This is a genomic window from Pseudoalteromonas sp. KJ63-1, from assembly GCF_055808145.1.
This window is the reverse complement of record NZ_CM147855.1, coordinates 2148868-2161824: the sequence shown is the minus strand read 5'-3', so window position 1 is coordinate 2161824 and position 12957 is coordinate 2148868. Positions and strand designations below refer to the sequence as shown.

General features: G+C 39.4%; 15 protein-coding genes. 6 read left to right on the top strand and 9 right to left on the bottom strand.

Annotated elements, in window-relative coordinates; all coding sequences use genetic code 11:
* Nucleotides 1-9 precede the first annotated feature (9 nt).
* The 6 genes from rlmH to leuS all read right to left on the bottom strand — a co-directional run bounded on the left by rlmH (nt 10) and on the right by leuS (nt 5661).
* Nucleotides 10-480, bottom strand: coding sequence for a 23S rRNA (pseudouridine(1915)-N(3))-methyltransferase RlmH (rlmH, locus tag AC0L7Q_RS10360; RefSeq protein ID WP_413402580.1), 471 nt, complete (start codon nt 478-480; stop codon nt 10-12).
* A 37-nt stretch (nt 481-517) separates the two neighbouring features.
* Nucleotides 518-835, bottom strand: a complete 318-nt coding sequence (gene rsfS / locus AC0L7Q_RS10355) for a ribosome silencing factor (protein ID WP_010388304.1) — start codon at nt 833-835, stop codon at nt 518-520.
* A 62-nt stretch (nt 836-897) separates the two neighbouring features.
* Complete coding sequence (nadD, locus tag AC0L7Q_RS10350; RefSeq protein WP_413402578.1) at nt 898-1527, bottom strand: nicotinate-nucleotide adenylyltransferase; 630 nt, start codon at nt 1525-1527, stop codon at nt 898-900.
* Nucleotides 1528-1539: 12 nt separating this feature from the next.
* The gene (gene holA, locus AC0L7Q_RS10345) at nt 1540-2580 is read right to left on the bottom strand and encodes a DNA polymerase III subunit delta (protein WP_413402576.1); all 1041 of its coding nucleotides are present in this window, start codon (nt 2578-2580) and stop codon (nt 1540-1542) included.
* A complete protein-coding gene (locus AC0L7Q_RS10340) occupies nt 2580-3071 on the bottom strand; it encodes an LPS-assembly lipoprotein LptE (RefSeq protein WP_413402574.1) in 492 nt (163 codons plus the stop codon). The genes holA and AC0L7Q_RS10340 overlap by 1 nt, the downstream gene beginning before the upstream one ends.
* A gap of 1 nt (nt 3072) precedes the next feature.
* Entirely contained in the window at nt 3073-5661 is a 2589-nt protein-coding gene (gene leuS / locus AC0L7Q_RS10335) for a leucine--tRNA ligase (RefSeq protein ID WP_413402571.1), read from the bottom strand.
* Nucleotides 5662-5846: 185 nt separating this feature from the next.
* Here leuS and AC0L7Q_RS10330 point away from each other — a divergent pair, with 185 nt between their 5' ends.
* From AC0L7Q_RS10330 to AC0L7Q_RS10315, 4 genes are all read left to right on the top strand, one after another.
* Nucleotides 5847-6305, top strand: a complete 459-nt coding sequence (locus AC0L7Q_RS10330; protein ID WP_413402569.1) for a zinc ribbon-containing protein — start codon at nt 5847-5849, stop codon at nt 6303-6305.
* A 76-nt stretch (nt 6306-6381) separates the two neighbouring features.
* Complete coding sequence (locus AC0L7Q_RS10325; protein ID WP_413402567.1) at nt 6382-8811, top strand: Lon protease family protein; 2430 nt, start codon at nt 6382-6384, stop codon at nt 8809-8811.
* Nucleotides 8808-9284: an FKBP-type peptidyl-prolyl cis-trans isomerase gene (locus AC0L7Q_RS10320; RefSeq protein WP_036982055.1), complete on the top strand. Its 477-nt coding sequence runs from the start codon at nt 8808-8810 to the stop codon at nt 9282-9284. Before AC0L7Q_RS10325 ends, AC0L7Q_RS10320 begins: the two co-directional genes overlap by 4 nt.
* 139 nt (nt 9285-9423) lie before the next feature.
* Nucleotides 9424-9915 (top strand): hypothetical protein, encoded by a 492-nt coding sequence (locus AC0L7Q_RS10315; RefSeq protein WP_413402564.1) that lies wholly within the window; start codon nt 9424-9426, stop codon nt 9913-9915.
* Between the two features lie 43 nt (nt 9916-9958).
* On the opposite strand, the gene AC0L7Q_RS10310 is transcribed toward AC0L7Q_RS10315, so the two are convergent.
* On the bottom strand, nt 9959-10483 hold the full coding sequence (locus tag AC0L7Q_RS10310) for a CIA30 family protein (RefSeq protein WP_409423462.1): 525 nt from the start codon (nt 10481-10483) through the stop codon (nt 9959-9961).
* A 147-nt stretch (nt 10484-10630) separates the two neighbouring features.
* Between AC0L7Q_RS10310 and AC0L7Q_RS10305 the strand changes: the two genes are divergently transcribed.
* Both AC0L7Q_RS10305 and AC0L7Q_RS10300 read left to right on the top strand, forming a co-directional pair.
* Nucleotides 10631-11206, top strand: a complete 576-nt coding sequence (locus tag AC0L7Q_RS10305) for a hypothetical protein (protein WP_055012804.1) — start codon at nt 10631-10633, stop codon at nt 11204-11206.
* Between the two features lie 17 nt (nt 11207-11223).
* A complete protein-coding gene (locus tag AC0L7Q_RS10300) occupies nt 11224-11631 on the top strand; it encodes an ATPase (protein WP_409423461.1) in 408 nt (135 codons plus the stop codon).
* 112 nt (nt 11632-11743) lie between these two features.
* On the opposite strand, the gene AC0L7Q_RS10295 is transcribed toward AC0L7Q_RS10300, so the two are convergent.
* The gene (locus AC0L7Q_RS10295; RefSeq protein WP_054202463.1) at nt 11744-12292 is read right to left on the bottom strand and encodes a hypothetical protein; all 549 of its coding nucleotides are present in this window, start codon (nt 12290-12292) and stop codon (nt 11744-11746) included.
* A 17-nt stretch (nt 12293-12309) separates the two neighbouring features.
* A complete protein-coding gene (locus AC0L7Q_RS10290) occupies nt 12310-12885 on the bottom strand; it encodes a hypothetical protein (RefSeq protein ID WP_054202464.1) in 576 nt (191 codons plus the stop codon).
* Nucleotides 12886-12957: the final 72 nt, after the last annotated feature.

The window sequence follows — 12957 nt, the reverse complement described above, 5'->3', positions numbered from 1 at the left end:
GGCAAGAAACTACTCGCGATGATAAGGGTGGTTGTTATTTAAGCTCCAGCCCCTGTAAAGGCTTTCAGCAACAATAATGCGTACTAAAGGATGCGGGAGCGTTAAATTAGACAACGACCACTTTTGCTCAGAGGCAGCAATACACTCGGGAGCTAAGCCTTCTGGACCGCCAATCAGTAAACTGACATCGCGGCCGTCAAGTTGCCACTTTTCCATGTTTTTTGCTAGCTGGTGAGTATCCAGTGGTTTACCAGTTACTTCTAGTGTGACAATACGATTACCTTTGGGTATGACGGCTAAGGTTTTTTCACCTTCGATGTGTAAAATACGCTTTATATCTGCGTTTTTGCCACGTTTACCTGCAGGTATTTCGATTAGTTCCAGTGCCATATCTTTGGGAAAGCGGCGCTGATATTCTGCAAAACCTGTTTCTACCCATGCTGGCATTTTTGTACCAACAGCAATCATTTGTATTTTCACGACGTTACTTCCAAGCGTTGTCTAAAATAGGGAGCTGTTAGCCCCAAAGCTTTTCTAGATCGTAATAGCTACGTGCTTGATCTTGCATAACGTGAACAATCACATCACCTAAATCAACTAATGCCCATTCGCCATCACTTTGGCCTTCGTAGCCTAATGGCTCTTCACCAGCGTGACGAGCTTCTTTTGCTAAGTTATCAGCAATTGACAATACATGACGTCTTGATGTGCCTGAACATACAATCATGTAATCGGTTACGTCTGAAGTGCCAGTTACGTCAAGTTGAATCACATCACGTGCTTTCATATCGTCAATTTTGTCTAGTGCAAAAGCGAGTAGTTGTTTCGAATCCAAGGTTTTGTCTCAATTTAAAATTTAATAGCGGTTATTTTAACACGCCGAGGGGTTTATACCAATCACTCTTGATAAAGCTGGTGCTGCTCAATATAGTGACTCACGGTGTCGGGTAATAGTTCACTCTTTTTAATACTTTTTTTAAGAGCTTGACGGATATTGCTGGATGCGGCATCCAGTTGCTTACCTTCTAAAAAGTAAAGGTGTCCGCCATTTTTTTCGTTCAGTAAGGAAATATTTTTGGTCACAGCCTGTTGTTTGTAGTTTTTAAGTTCACCTTGTACATCACAGTTTTGACCTGGGCGTTGATACACCACTACATGGCATAGACTCGTTATCGTTTGCCACTTATACCATTTATCAAGGTTGTTGAATGAATCCATACCAATTAAAAATAAAATAGGGGTATCGGGATTTTCTGCTCTTAGTTCTTGCAAGCTTAATAAAGAATACGACGGACCGCTACGTTTTAGTTCTCGTAAATCAAGCTTAAACTTTGGGTAAGCTGTAATTGCTGCTTTAAGCATAGCAATACGATGCTTGGTGCTGATCCCCGGTGCCGCTTTGTGCGTGGGTATTGCACAGGGCATAAAATAAAGTGAGTGTAATTCAAAAGTAGCCACACATTGCTGCGCCATATTAAGGTGCCCCAAATGAACGGGGTCAAAAGTGCCACCAAAAATTGCAATCATGGTATTTTTCCTTTACTGACAGTTAGTATGACACGGCAGTGGAATATCGAGGGGTTGGCAGAACTTAATGCAAATATGCGCCAATGCTTGGTAAGGGGCAATCAATACGCCTTGCTTGTAGCTTGCATCAAATAATGCCAGTTCACTGCTAATATTCTCTAGGGTATGAATGTTTAGCCTTTTAATGGCTGTTTGTACTGGCGCTTGTTGATTTTTCCATATCGCTTTTTGCTTAAACAGGGTCGCTAATGTCTCACCCTGCAGTAACCCTTGTTGTACACCTATTAAGGTATTTAAATCTTTATTGATGGCCCATAAAATACTCACTACTTCAGTGTTATCACTGGCAAGCTTATTTAATACTTTTATTGCTTGTGTAGTATGGCCGTTTAACAGGGCGTCACTTAAATCAAAAATATCGAATTTAGATTGGTTTAGTAGCCCTTGCATTACCAGTTGCTGGGTAATGAGAGCGTCACCATGTATTAGCGACAGCTTTTCAAGCTCTTGGAAACAAGCCAGTAAATTGCCTTCAGTGGCACTAATTAAACTGAGCTTAGCCTCGTTTTGTAAATTAAGTGACAAGCGTTGGCACTGTTCATCAAGCCAACGTTTTAAGTGATTACCATTAAGCGGATAGCAAGGTACAAATAACCCTTGCTTATCGAGTGCTTTAAACCACGCACCGCGTTGCACATCTTGGCTTGCTTTGGCGCCTTTAACAATTAAAATGGTGTCAGGGTTTTCAAGCTCAACGACCTTTTTAAAGGTGTTTGCGCCGGGTGTACCAGGTTTTTGCTGGTTTAAATCAAGCTCAATAATCGTACGCGCACTAAACAACGACATACTTTGGTATTGCGCTATGATTTCCTGCCAATCAAAGCCTTGGGCTAAAGTGAATTTAATTACTTCATCAAAGCCTTGCGCTTTTGCGCTGTCGCGAATGAGCTGTACACATTGCGCTTCTTGAAAAGGCTCTTCACCAAAAACCAAATAAAAAGGTTTTAACCCCTTTTTTAATTCGCTAGGCAGCTGATTTGCATAACAACGCATTATAGTTGCGACAACTCTCTAACAATTCGACGACTCGCTTGCTGGCGAATTTCGCTGATCAGCAGTTCAAGCTCTTTTGCTTTAGCTAGTGCGTTGTCAGGGTCATCTTGGTAATTACGGTAAAGCTCAAAACGTTTTTCAATGGCTGCTTGCTTTGGGCGTTTTACAACATAACTTACACTGTATGCCAGTTCATATTCAGCTACTTGTCCGTTTTGAAACAACGACAAGGTTTGGCGCTCTAGCTGCTCTTTAAATAAATAAAGTTGCGCTGATTGTTTACTCGCAGGGACTAAAGTGACATCGCTCATAGCAAGTTCTGTTTGCAAATAGCTAAACAACGCTGATTTTTGATCATCACCCACCAAGGTTAGCTGTTTTAAATCATCGGGTAGGCTTGATGCTTTTTTAAGGTGAAAGCCACAGCTCGATAACAAAAAACAGACTAGCACTAAGGCTAGTCCGTTTTTAATGGCATTTAAAGCAGCCATATTAGTTAGCTACCACGTTAAGTAATTTACCGGCTACATAAATTACTTTGCGTATTGTTGCACCATCAGTAAATTTAGTGACGTTAGATTCTGCAAACGCGAGTGCTTCTACTTGCTCTTGCGTTGCATCAGCTGCAACCGTTAGTTTTGCACGTAATTTACCGTTTACTTGTACGATGATTAATTTTTCATCTTCAACTAGGGCAGATTCGTCAACTTTTGGCCATGCTGCATCTAAAATATCACCTTCTTTACCTAGCTCTTGCCATAACTGATGCGATAAATGCGGTGTTATTGGTGCTAGCATAATAAGCAATGCTTCTAATGCCTCGTTAGCAATGGCAACATCTTGAGTGTCGTTTAATGGCGCTTTTAATAACTTATTAGATAGCTCCATGATTGCGGCAATCGCCGTATTGAATGTTTGACGACGTTCAACATCATCGCTCACTTTTGCAATCGCTTTATGTAGCTCACGGCGAAGTACTTTTTGTGGGTTAGTAAGCGCCGATTTATCAAGTGCTTGGAAGCCAACCGTTTTAACGTCTACTGCGTATTTCCATACACGTTTTAAGAAACGGTGCGCGCCTTCAACCCCTGAATCTGACCATTCAAGCGTTTGCTCCGGTGGTGCAGTAAACATCATAAATAAACGCACGGTATCTGCACCGTATTGAGCAATTACTTCTTGTGGGTCTATGCCGTTATTTTTCGACTTAGACATTTTGCTCATGCCTGATGAGAATACTGGTTCACCATCATCGACGTGCCATGCCTTGGTTACACGGCCTTTATCGTCGGTTTCGGTATTGACATCGCTTGGCGAAATCCATACATCGCCGCCTTTTTCATCTTTACGATAAAACGTTTCAGCTAATACCATACCTTGACAAAGTAAGCGGTCGAATGGCTCGTCTGAATTAACTAAACCAAAGTCACGTAATAATTTGTGGAAAAAGCGCGAATACAATAAGTGTAAAATTGCGTGCTCAATACCACCAATGTATTGGTTTACTGGTAACCAGTAGTTAGCGGCTGCTGGATCTAACATGCCTTCGTCATGGCGCGGGCTACAGTAGCGAGCGTAATACCATGATGATTCCATAAAGGTGTCAAAAGTATCAGTTTCATGAGTGGCAGGTACACCATTTACAGTCGTTTTAGCCCATTCTGGGTCGGCTTTAATTGGTGAGGTAACGCCATTCATTACCACATCTTCTGGTAAACGCACTGGTAGCATATCTTCAGTGGCAGCAAGCTCATTACCGTTCTCATCACTCAGCATTGGAATTGGCGAACCCCAGTAACGCTGACGGCTTACGCCCCAATCGCGTAGACGGAAGTTTACTTTACGCTCACCCACACCTAATGCTTCTAGTTTGTCGGCAACAGCGTTAAAGGCATTTTCAAAATCAAGGCCATCAAATTCACCCGAGTTTACTAATACACCTTTTTCGGTGAATGCTTCTTGGGCTAGGTTTACTTCAAGTTCAGAGCCTTCAGCAGGGGCAATAACTTGTTTAATGTCGAGGCCGTAGGCTGTTGCAAATTCAAAGTCACGTTGGTCATGAGCAGGTACTGCCATTACCGCACCTGAGCCGTAATGCATTAATACAAAGTTAGCAACCCAAATTGGTACTTGCTCGCCCGTTAATGGATGAGTAGCGTAAAAGCCCGTTGCGATGCCTTTTTTCTCCATGGTTGCCATGTCTGCTTCGGCAACTTTAGTGTTTTTGCATTCTTCAACAAACATTGCAATCGCGTCACTATTTTTAGCCGCTTCTTGTGCAATAGGGTGGCCACCGGCAACGGCTAGGTATGTTACACCCATAAATGTATCTGGGCGCGTAGTGTATACGCTAAATTTTTCGTTGTTATCGGTACGTGTAAATTCTATGTCTAACCCTTCAGAGCGACCAATCCAGTTGCGCTGCATGGTTTTAACTTGTTCAGGCCAGTCTTCTAATTTGTCTAAATCATCTAATAGCTCTTGTGCGTAGTCGGTAATTTTAATAAACCACTGTGGAATTTCTTTTTGTTCAACTACCGCACCCGAACGCCAACCGCGGCCGTCAATTACTTGCTCGTTAGCTAATACAGTTTGATCCACTGGATCCCAGTTAACCGTTGACATTTTTTTGTACACTAGGCCTTTTTCGTAAAGCTTAGTGAAAAACCATTGTTCCCATTTGTAATATTCTGGGTGGCAGGTTGCAATTTCGCGATCCCAATCGTAGCCAAAACCTAATTGTTTAAGCTGGTTACGCATGTAATCAATATTTTCGTAAGTCCACTTGGCAGGGGCTGTTTTATTTTTAATAGCCGCGTTTTCTGCAGGTAAACCAAACGCATCCCAACCCATAGGTTGCATTACGTTTTTGCCTTGCAAGCGCTGGAAGCGAGAAACCACGTCACCAATGGTGTAGTTACGCACATGACCCATATGCAGTCGACCACTTGGGTAAGGAAACATTGAGAGGCAATAGTATTTTTCTTTGCTCTCATCTTCTGTGGCTTTAAATACTTGGTTTTCTTCCCAGTAGCGTTGGACTTTTGACTCTATGTCTTGTGGGTTATATTGCTCTTGCATTTACGTTTCCAAACTTCTTGCATACTAATAAAAAATTGTCGATAGGATACCCCAAATAAAGCGCTATTCACAGCGTCAAAGCGGCGCTTTTTGTAAATTTGCGAGTAAATTAGTTTTCAGTACAGGTTAACCTATACTTATCTATGATATAGAGTGAATTAGTAGACGTTTTGAAGGAGTATAAAATGGCAGATTACAGAGCATGGCTTAGTGATTTAACCGATTGGTTAAAAGATGTCAAAGAGCATGAGGTTAAAGCTGCAGTAAAGCGATTTATTGAATCTGAGCAGGCACTTAAAGATTTAGGTGAAGAAAAATATCAGCTTTATCGTAATTACTTAATGCGTGATATCTCTCATCTACAAGAAAATAACAGCTACTATAATTCGCTTGCATGGCAGGAGCTTAAAGAGTCGTTGTGGTTTGAACTTTCTCACATTGAAGACAAAACACAGCTTGAATGGCGGTCATTAAGTGAAGATTTTAAGCATAATGGTGTTTATCACGCAGGTGAATGGATAGCCATGGGCACATTAGTATGTAAGAATTGCAACCATAGTTATGATGTTTACCATGCAACGCAAATTATTCCTTGTACACAGTGTGATGGCATCTATTTCAGCCGCCAGGCTTTACAACCCTAAATATAAATATTGAGTGGCTGTAGGCCACTCAATATGCCCAAATCTAGCAATTAAGCTGGTAAAAAAAGAAGTTAGAATGACGAAAAAACTGCTGCCACTAACCGTATCAAATCTTGCACCGAGTATTTCTTCGAGCCATGTAAGCACTTGCATGAGCAACCCATACCCTGAGCAACTTACCTTTATAGGCCAACAACGTGCGCAAAGTGCGTTGGACTTCTCTTTAGGAATGGACCTACCTGGTTATAATGTTTACGTAATGGGAGAGGCGGCACACGGGCGTTTTACCTTAGTAAAAGACAAATTAAAACAACATGCTAAAGAGCGCACAACACCGCATGAATGGCTTTATGTTAATAACTACGACGATCACCGTGAGCCTATTGCGTTATTTATGCATGCAGGGCAAAGCAAACAATTAGCCGATGATATTGACTCATTTATTGATGAAGTACTCGACACCTTTCCTGCTGCATTTGATAACCCAGCTTATCAGCGCAAGAAAAAATCGATAGACCGTGAGTTTAACGATGCTTACGATGGCGCAATTACCGCGGTAGAAATAGCTGCGCTTGAGCAAAGTGTGGCACTAATTGAAGAAAAAGGCGTAGTCGGCTTTGCACCGCTAATTGATGGTAAGCAACTTACCGATAATGAATTTTCTGATTTGGAAGATGATTTACGCGAGATGTTTTTTGAGCGTATAGAAAAATTAGAAGATGCCCTCATTGAAGCGCTTATTGAGTTACCGCGCTGGAAACGTGAATCCAAAGAAAAGCTTCGCAACCTTAAAAAATCTACTGCTGAGCAAGCCACTAAACCGTTATTAAAAGATTTAGAACATAAATACGCCAGCCATATTGGTGTGCTGCGTTATTTAAAAGACATACGTGTAGAAATTATTGATGCCGTGCTCGAATGGCTTGATGATGAAGGTGAAAGCGAAGAAAACAAAGAAGACTTTGACCGTAAAGGCATGCTTACCGACTTTTTTGCGCCAAATATTTTGGTTGAACACAAAGAAGGCGATGCAGCACCAGTTGTGTATGAACCTAATCCAACCTTTGGTAATATTTTTGGTAAAATTGAATATGCCACATCGCAAGGGTCGTTAATTACCAGCTATCGCTCAATTCAGCCAGGTGCGCTGCACCGCGCCAATGGCGGCTATTTAATTATGGACGCTGAAAAAGTAATGGCTCAACCCCAAGTGTGGGATGGGTTAAAACTATCGCTAAAAACCCATCAAATTAAAAATGATTTACCATACCAAGACAGTGTCGTTGGTAGTAGCTTTACGCTTCGCCCGCAGTTAATACCGCTTGATGTAAAAATTATTCTACTTGGCTCACGTGAACTTTATTACACCATAGGTGAATACGATGAAGAGTTTGCCGAGTTATTTAGAGTACTTGCCGATTTTGATTATTACTTACCAAGTAGCGATAAGCTGCAGTATCAGTTTATTACTAAGGTGAGCGATTACTGCGAACAAACATTAAAGTGCACGTTAAACGAATCCGCAATGGTGCGATTACTTAAATTTAGTTATCGCCAAGCTGAGCACCATAATAAGCTATCAGCTCGTTTTGCCGATGTACTAGAGCTTGTGGCTGAGGCCAGTTTTTACGCTAAGCAAGATAAGTTGACGGTGATTGATGCTCGCCATATTGACGAAGCCATACAAGGCAAGCAGTACCGTACAGGGCAAATTAGCGAAAACATGCTCAGCGATATAAAAGAAGGGCACACTTTAATAGCAACCGACGGGCAAGCCGTAGGTAAAGTTAATGGTTTAACGGTACTGCACATTGGTGACACCTCATTTGGCACACCTGCACGCATTACTGCAACCGTTTATGCTGGCGCTGACGGCGTTATTGATGTGGAACGCGAAGCTGAGTTGGGTAAAGCAATTCACTCAAAAGGGGTAATGCTGCTTACCGGTTATTTAGGTAACAAATACGCGCAACACTTTAGCTTAACACTCAGTGCCAATATCGCTATTGAACAAAGTTATGGCTACATAGATGGTGATAGCGCCTCTCTTGCTGAACTTTGTGCGCTCATTTCGGCCATTACGAGCTTACCTATCAGTCAGTCTATTGCTCTAACCGGTTCAATTAACCAACATGGTGATGTGCAGGCCATTGGTGGTGTAAACGAGAAAATAGAAGGCTTCTTTAAGCTATGTAAAATGCGCGGCTTAACGGGTGAGCAAGGGGTTATTATTCCTAAATCGAACCAAGTTAATTTGGTGCTTGATGACGAAATACTCAATGCCGTTGAGTTAGGTAAGTTTAATATTTATGCTGTGGAAACCGTTGACCAAGCACTAAACTTATTAATGGATATCGAAGCGGGTGATATGGTTGATGAACACTACCCAGAAGATTCGGTTAATGGCATCGCATTAGCGCGATTAAAAGACATTGCTGATATTGTTAATGGCGATAACAGCGACGAAAAAGACCACGACTCAGAAGATGAAAAAGGGGAGTTATGATCAATATAATTTTACTGATTGTTATCGCTATTTTTTGCGTTTTAATTTTTAAAAATAGTAAAAAAGCCAAACAGCAAGCAATCGCAAACGCACAGATTGAAAGTGATTATTTAATTGCCAATGCAAAAACTGAAGGCGTAAATGAAACCGCATCTGGCTTGCAATATAAAATAATCCATAAAGGACAGAGCGAAAATACACCTAGCCCAACGAGTATGGTTAAAGTGCATTATCATGGCACTTTAATCGACGGCACTGTATTTGACAGCTCAGTGGAGCGCAAAACTCCGATTAGCTTTGGCTTACACCAAGTTATTAAAGGTTGGACAGAAGGCCTACAACTGATGAGCCCGGGCGATAAATTTCAGTTTTATATTCCGCACCAGCTCGCTTATGGTGAAAAGCGAGTAGGGAGTATTCCTCCTGCATCATTGCTTATTTTTGAAGTGGAATTACTGGCTATTGAGTCGTAATTTTAAAGAAAAAAACACTTTAAGCCTTACCTTAATCAAGTAGGGCTTTTTATTTGCTCTCATTAGCCAATCCTACTCAAGAATTTAAAATATCAGTCGATACCTAAAATAGTGACAAGTTTATTTTAGGGATAAAATAATGAAGATTTCAACCGCCTCAATTCAATATCAAGCATCTAATTATAACAATCAGGCTTTAGTAGAAACAGAGCCGCAACCTAAAGATGATGAATCACAAGAACAACCTGACTATGTTTTATCAGAGTTTTTAGATGCGAAGGTTCAAAAATACAGCGAAGATAACGCAACATTTGCTGAGCAATATCAAAATTTAGAAAAGGCATATAAATATTTCACCCAGCAAGTAGTTGCATTGCAAGAACAAGTAAATAAGCTTAAGCAGAGTACGGTACAACGCAGTTTAACCATTGATAATAGCCAATATGGGCCAGCTGAGGAGGGCTATCAGTTGACTATGGATGCTGAGCATATCGGGGCTAAAAAATATAAAACCGAGCAACAACAAGAAGAGATGAATAGATTGCAGCTGCAACTTAGTGAGGTGAAGTCTCAGCAGGCAGCAATAAAACAACAAATTATTGAGCTAGTAATCAACGAAATGAAAAGGTGAGGCGACGACTTCACTGTTTAGCCTTGTAATGTAAGCAGAGAAGTTAGTTTTTAAACTCAATTTTTCCTATTTCAAGCCTAAATTTCCCCGCCTGTTTACCTGCAATCATAAAGCCAAGCTGCTTTATCTCTTTAAAGCTAATTGTAGGCTGTTGTTCAAGTAAGCGGCCGCGATAAGTAAGCTGAAAATCTTCAGGTAAAAACTCAATATTAAGCCACTCACTTTTCGTGGTACTGAACGAACGTGTATAAGCCGCCCCATCCATGTACTCATTAGTTCTTAAGCGTAATTGGTAGGTTTGACCATCGCCCTTAACACGCAGCACTATTTTTGTAATATTTTGGTTTTTTACATCCAATGGTGTTCTTATAGAAGCAAACCCTCCATTGTTTGCAAGCGATACGTTGCCTGTAAACACTAAATTGCCGTCATTTTGTAAAACCTGACTATTAGAAATGCCACCCATCACCGAATCATTAACCACATCCCAGCGAGCATTGGCGTTTGCCTCGGTGGTGACAAACAGTAAATTAAAAACAAAAAGTGATGAGAGTTGTTTGGCGGTCATGAGTAATTCCTTAAAACCATTATTAACAGTAATACGTTTTGATGTAATAATTGTTCACTTGATTATTTTAATACTGGGATAAGGTAATCCTTGATTAAAATACTGACCAAATTAAAGACGTTATAAAATATAAGGATATTAATTTATATGACAAAAAAGCCTGTGATTCTCATTATCATAGCATTTATTGTTATGATGCTCGGCCCTGTTGGTATTTATGAGTGGTACACTTCAATCGACCCCTCCTTTATCCCTAACCGTTTTTATGACTTTTTAAGTTCTTGGGTTTTAGGCTTTATTACTATTTCTTTAGTGTGTGCCTTTCTATTTCATTTAATAAAAACGCCAAATGCAAAAGAAGAGTTTAATACTCACTTTGATCAAGAAGGGGTTATCCTTAAATATTTAAGTATCATTATGATACCTATTTTGCTGTATGCATATCTTTGGGCTGTCATTTGTGCGCCGATTCAACTATGGGCGCATTATCATTTAGGCGATTATTGGTCTGAAGAATATATCTTAGTTGAGTCTGAAGCTTGTTATAGCGATTATGAGCCGAATTGCGTTCGTTTACTCTTTGCAGATATATCTACAAACAAACAGCATACCATCAGGTGGTATTTAGATAAGCACAAGCTTTTAAAACTTAAAAATACAAAAGTGAACTTAGTCGGCGAAAAAAGTTACTTTGGCTATCTTGTTAACGAAATACAATGGTAAAAACCAAAGGGAATTAAATGGACACTAATAATTTTAACGAGAGTATAAAAGGCTTTTTTTGGGGCGTCGGGTTTGTAATAGCTATACTTGGCGGCATTAGTGCGTTCGCCCTTACAATCGCCGCTGATGTTGACAGTGGATTTAAAACAATGGTTTCTAATAAAGCATTAGAAACAAGTGATGAAATTAATAATGATTATAAACTAACCCTTTCTGCAATATATAAAGAAAATGGTCAAGTAAGAATCGCGGCTGAATTAAAAAATATTACTAACGAGAGCATTTATACGGGAACCGTTATTGCTTCTACATTTGACGAAAGTGGTAAGTTTATTGGTAACTGTGTAGGCAAAAGCACAGACAGCTTTCTAGAACCTAGCGAAGTTAGCTATGTTGACATTAAATGCAATTTATTTAGATCATAAGCAAGTAAAGTTCACTCGACAAAGCTTAAAATTAAGTGGTTTTAGGGTAAGTTTAAATAAAAAGAGCCATACGAAGTATGACTCTTTTTTATTTGAAATAGATGTAATAGAGTTATTTTATTGAGGCAATAAACTCTTCATCTGCATATAGGTTTGTTAGTAATTTTTGAACTAACTCTACGTAGCTTTTTTGACCATTAGGGATAGCGATCGCTCCCATAAATGAAGAGTCAAAAGTGTGTTCGGCCATGATTTCTTTTTCGAATAAGATAATATTCTCTTCTGAAACGATAAAGTTTACTTTTATAAATGAACTTCCCTCGGAGAAACCCGTAACATCAATATCTTGGTCAATTACTTTGCCAGTTACTTGCTTTTTAGCAACACCAGACCAAAGCTTGGCTAACTTAAGCTCTTGCAACAAAGCATTTTCAATATATTTACCATAACTGTTGCCTACAGATGAAATAAGAGGTGAGCCTCTAAGTGAAATTTTATTTAGTTTCTTTTCAGATTTAATTGTGCCAACAGATAGAGGGGAAACCGTTTCTTGCTTTAATTTTGAAACGTTACCAATGTCTGCACTATAAGGAGGCACTTGAATTGTACATGCACTTAAGAATAAAACCCCGATTAATCCTATTGAACTTCTATACTTCATTTTAATTCTTTCCTTACTCATAGTTTTGACTGCTCTAACTCTACAACTAGTTTGTTAAATGCTTCTTCTGTTGCACGCTTTGCTGATAAAGAAAAGTCGTTTTTAAACTCATCAAATTCAGCTTTGCCAAAACCTTTAACTTCAGTATTCCATGCTATATCGCCATTGTTATTTAAAGTTTTACAGTTTAACGTGAAAGTAAACTCTGTAGGTGGCCATGTAAATAAACTATCTGAACTAGATTCAGTTGTTATTGTAGGTATAAATACATATTCAATTTTATTGTCTTGTAAAAATGTATTATCAGTTAATGATTCAAGCTTATAAACGTTTTCAAATTTATTAGAAAGTACAGTATATAATGCAGCTTCTGTGTCTTTGTAAGGTTTGTAACTAACATTATCGCCACCACCGCCAGGTGTTTTTACTTGTTTTTTAATATCATCTTCAGAAATATAATAACCTACAACGGATATTGATTTATTTTCTGAAAGCTGAAGTTTTTCAGTGTCTGGATTTAAACTTATCTGGTGGGCACAGCCACTTAAAACAAGTACCGAAAACAAGAAAAACATGTTAGTTAATAACTTCAAAATATACTCCATATATTTAATTTTTAAAGAAAAAGTAGTTTCATCGATAATATATGTTTTGTAGTTGCATTG

What these genes read in the sequence shown, in the direction of transcription:
- AC0L7Q_RS10330 (WP_413402569.1), top strand. Translation starts at nt 5,847, where the DNA reads ATGGCAGATTACAGAGCATGGCTTAGTGATTTAACCGATTGGTTAAAA.
- nadD (WP_413402578.1), bottom strand. Translation starts at nt 1,527, where the DNA reads ATGATTGCAATTTTTGGTGGCACTTTTGACCCCGTTCATTTGGGGCAC.
- AC0L7Q_RS10320 (WP_036982055.1), top strand. Translation starts at nt 8,808, where the DNA reads ATGATCAATATAATTTTACTGATTGTTATCGCTATTTTTTGCGTTTTA.
- AC0L7Q_RS10305 (WP_055012804.1), top strand. Translation starts at nt 10,631, where the DNA reads ATGACAAAAAAGCCTGTGATTCTCATTATCATAGCATTTATTGTTATG.
- AC0L7Q_RS10315 (WP_413402564.1), top strand. Translation starts at nt 9,424, where the DNA reads ATGAAGATTTCAACCGCCTCAATTCAATATCAAGCATCTAATTATAAC.
- AC0L7Q_RS10310 (WP_409423462.1), bottom strand. Translation starts at nt 10,483, where the DNA reads ATGACCGCCAAACAACTCTCATCACTTTTTGTTTTTAATTTACTGTTT.
- holA (WP_413402576.1), bottom strand. Translation starts at nt 2,580, where the DNA reads ATGCGTTGTTATGCAAATCAGCTGCCTAGCGAATTAAAAAAGGGGTTA.
- AC0L7Q_RS10325 (WP_413402567.1), top strand. Translation starts at nt 6,382, where the DNA reads ATGACGAAAAAACTGCTGCCACTAACCGTATCAAATCTTGCACCGAGT.
- AC0L7Q_RS10340 (WP_413402574.1), bottom strand. Translation starts at nt 3,071, where the DNA reads ATGGCTGCTTTAAATGCCATTAAAAACGGACTAGCCTTAGTGCTAGTC.
- leuS (WP_413402571.1), bottom strand. Translation starts at nt 5,661, where the DNA reads ATGCAAGAGCAATATAACCCACAAGACATAGAGTCAAAAGTCCAACGC.
- AC0L7Q_RS10295 (WP_054202463.1), bottom strand. Translation starts at nt 12,292, where the DNA reads ATGAAGTATAGAAGTTCAATAGGATTAATCGGGGTTTTATTCTTAAGT.
- AC0L7Q_RS10300 (WP_409423461.1), top strand. Translation starts at nt 11,224, where the DNA reads ATGGACACTAATAATTTTAACGAGAGTATAAAAGGCTTTTTTTGGGGC.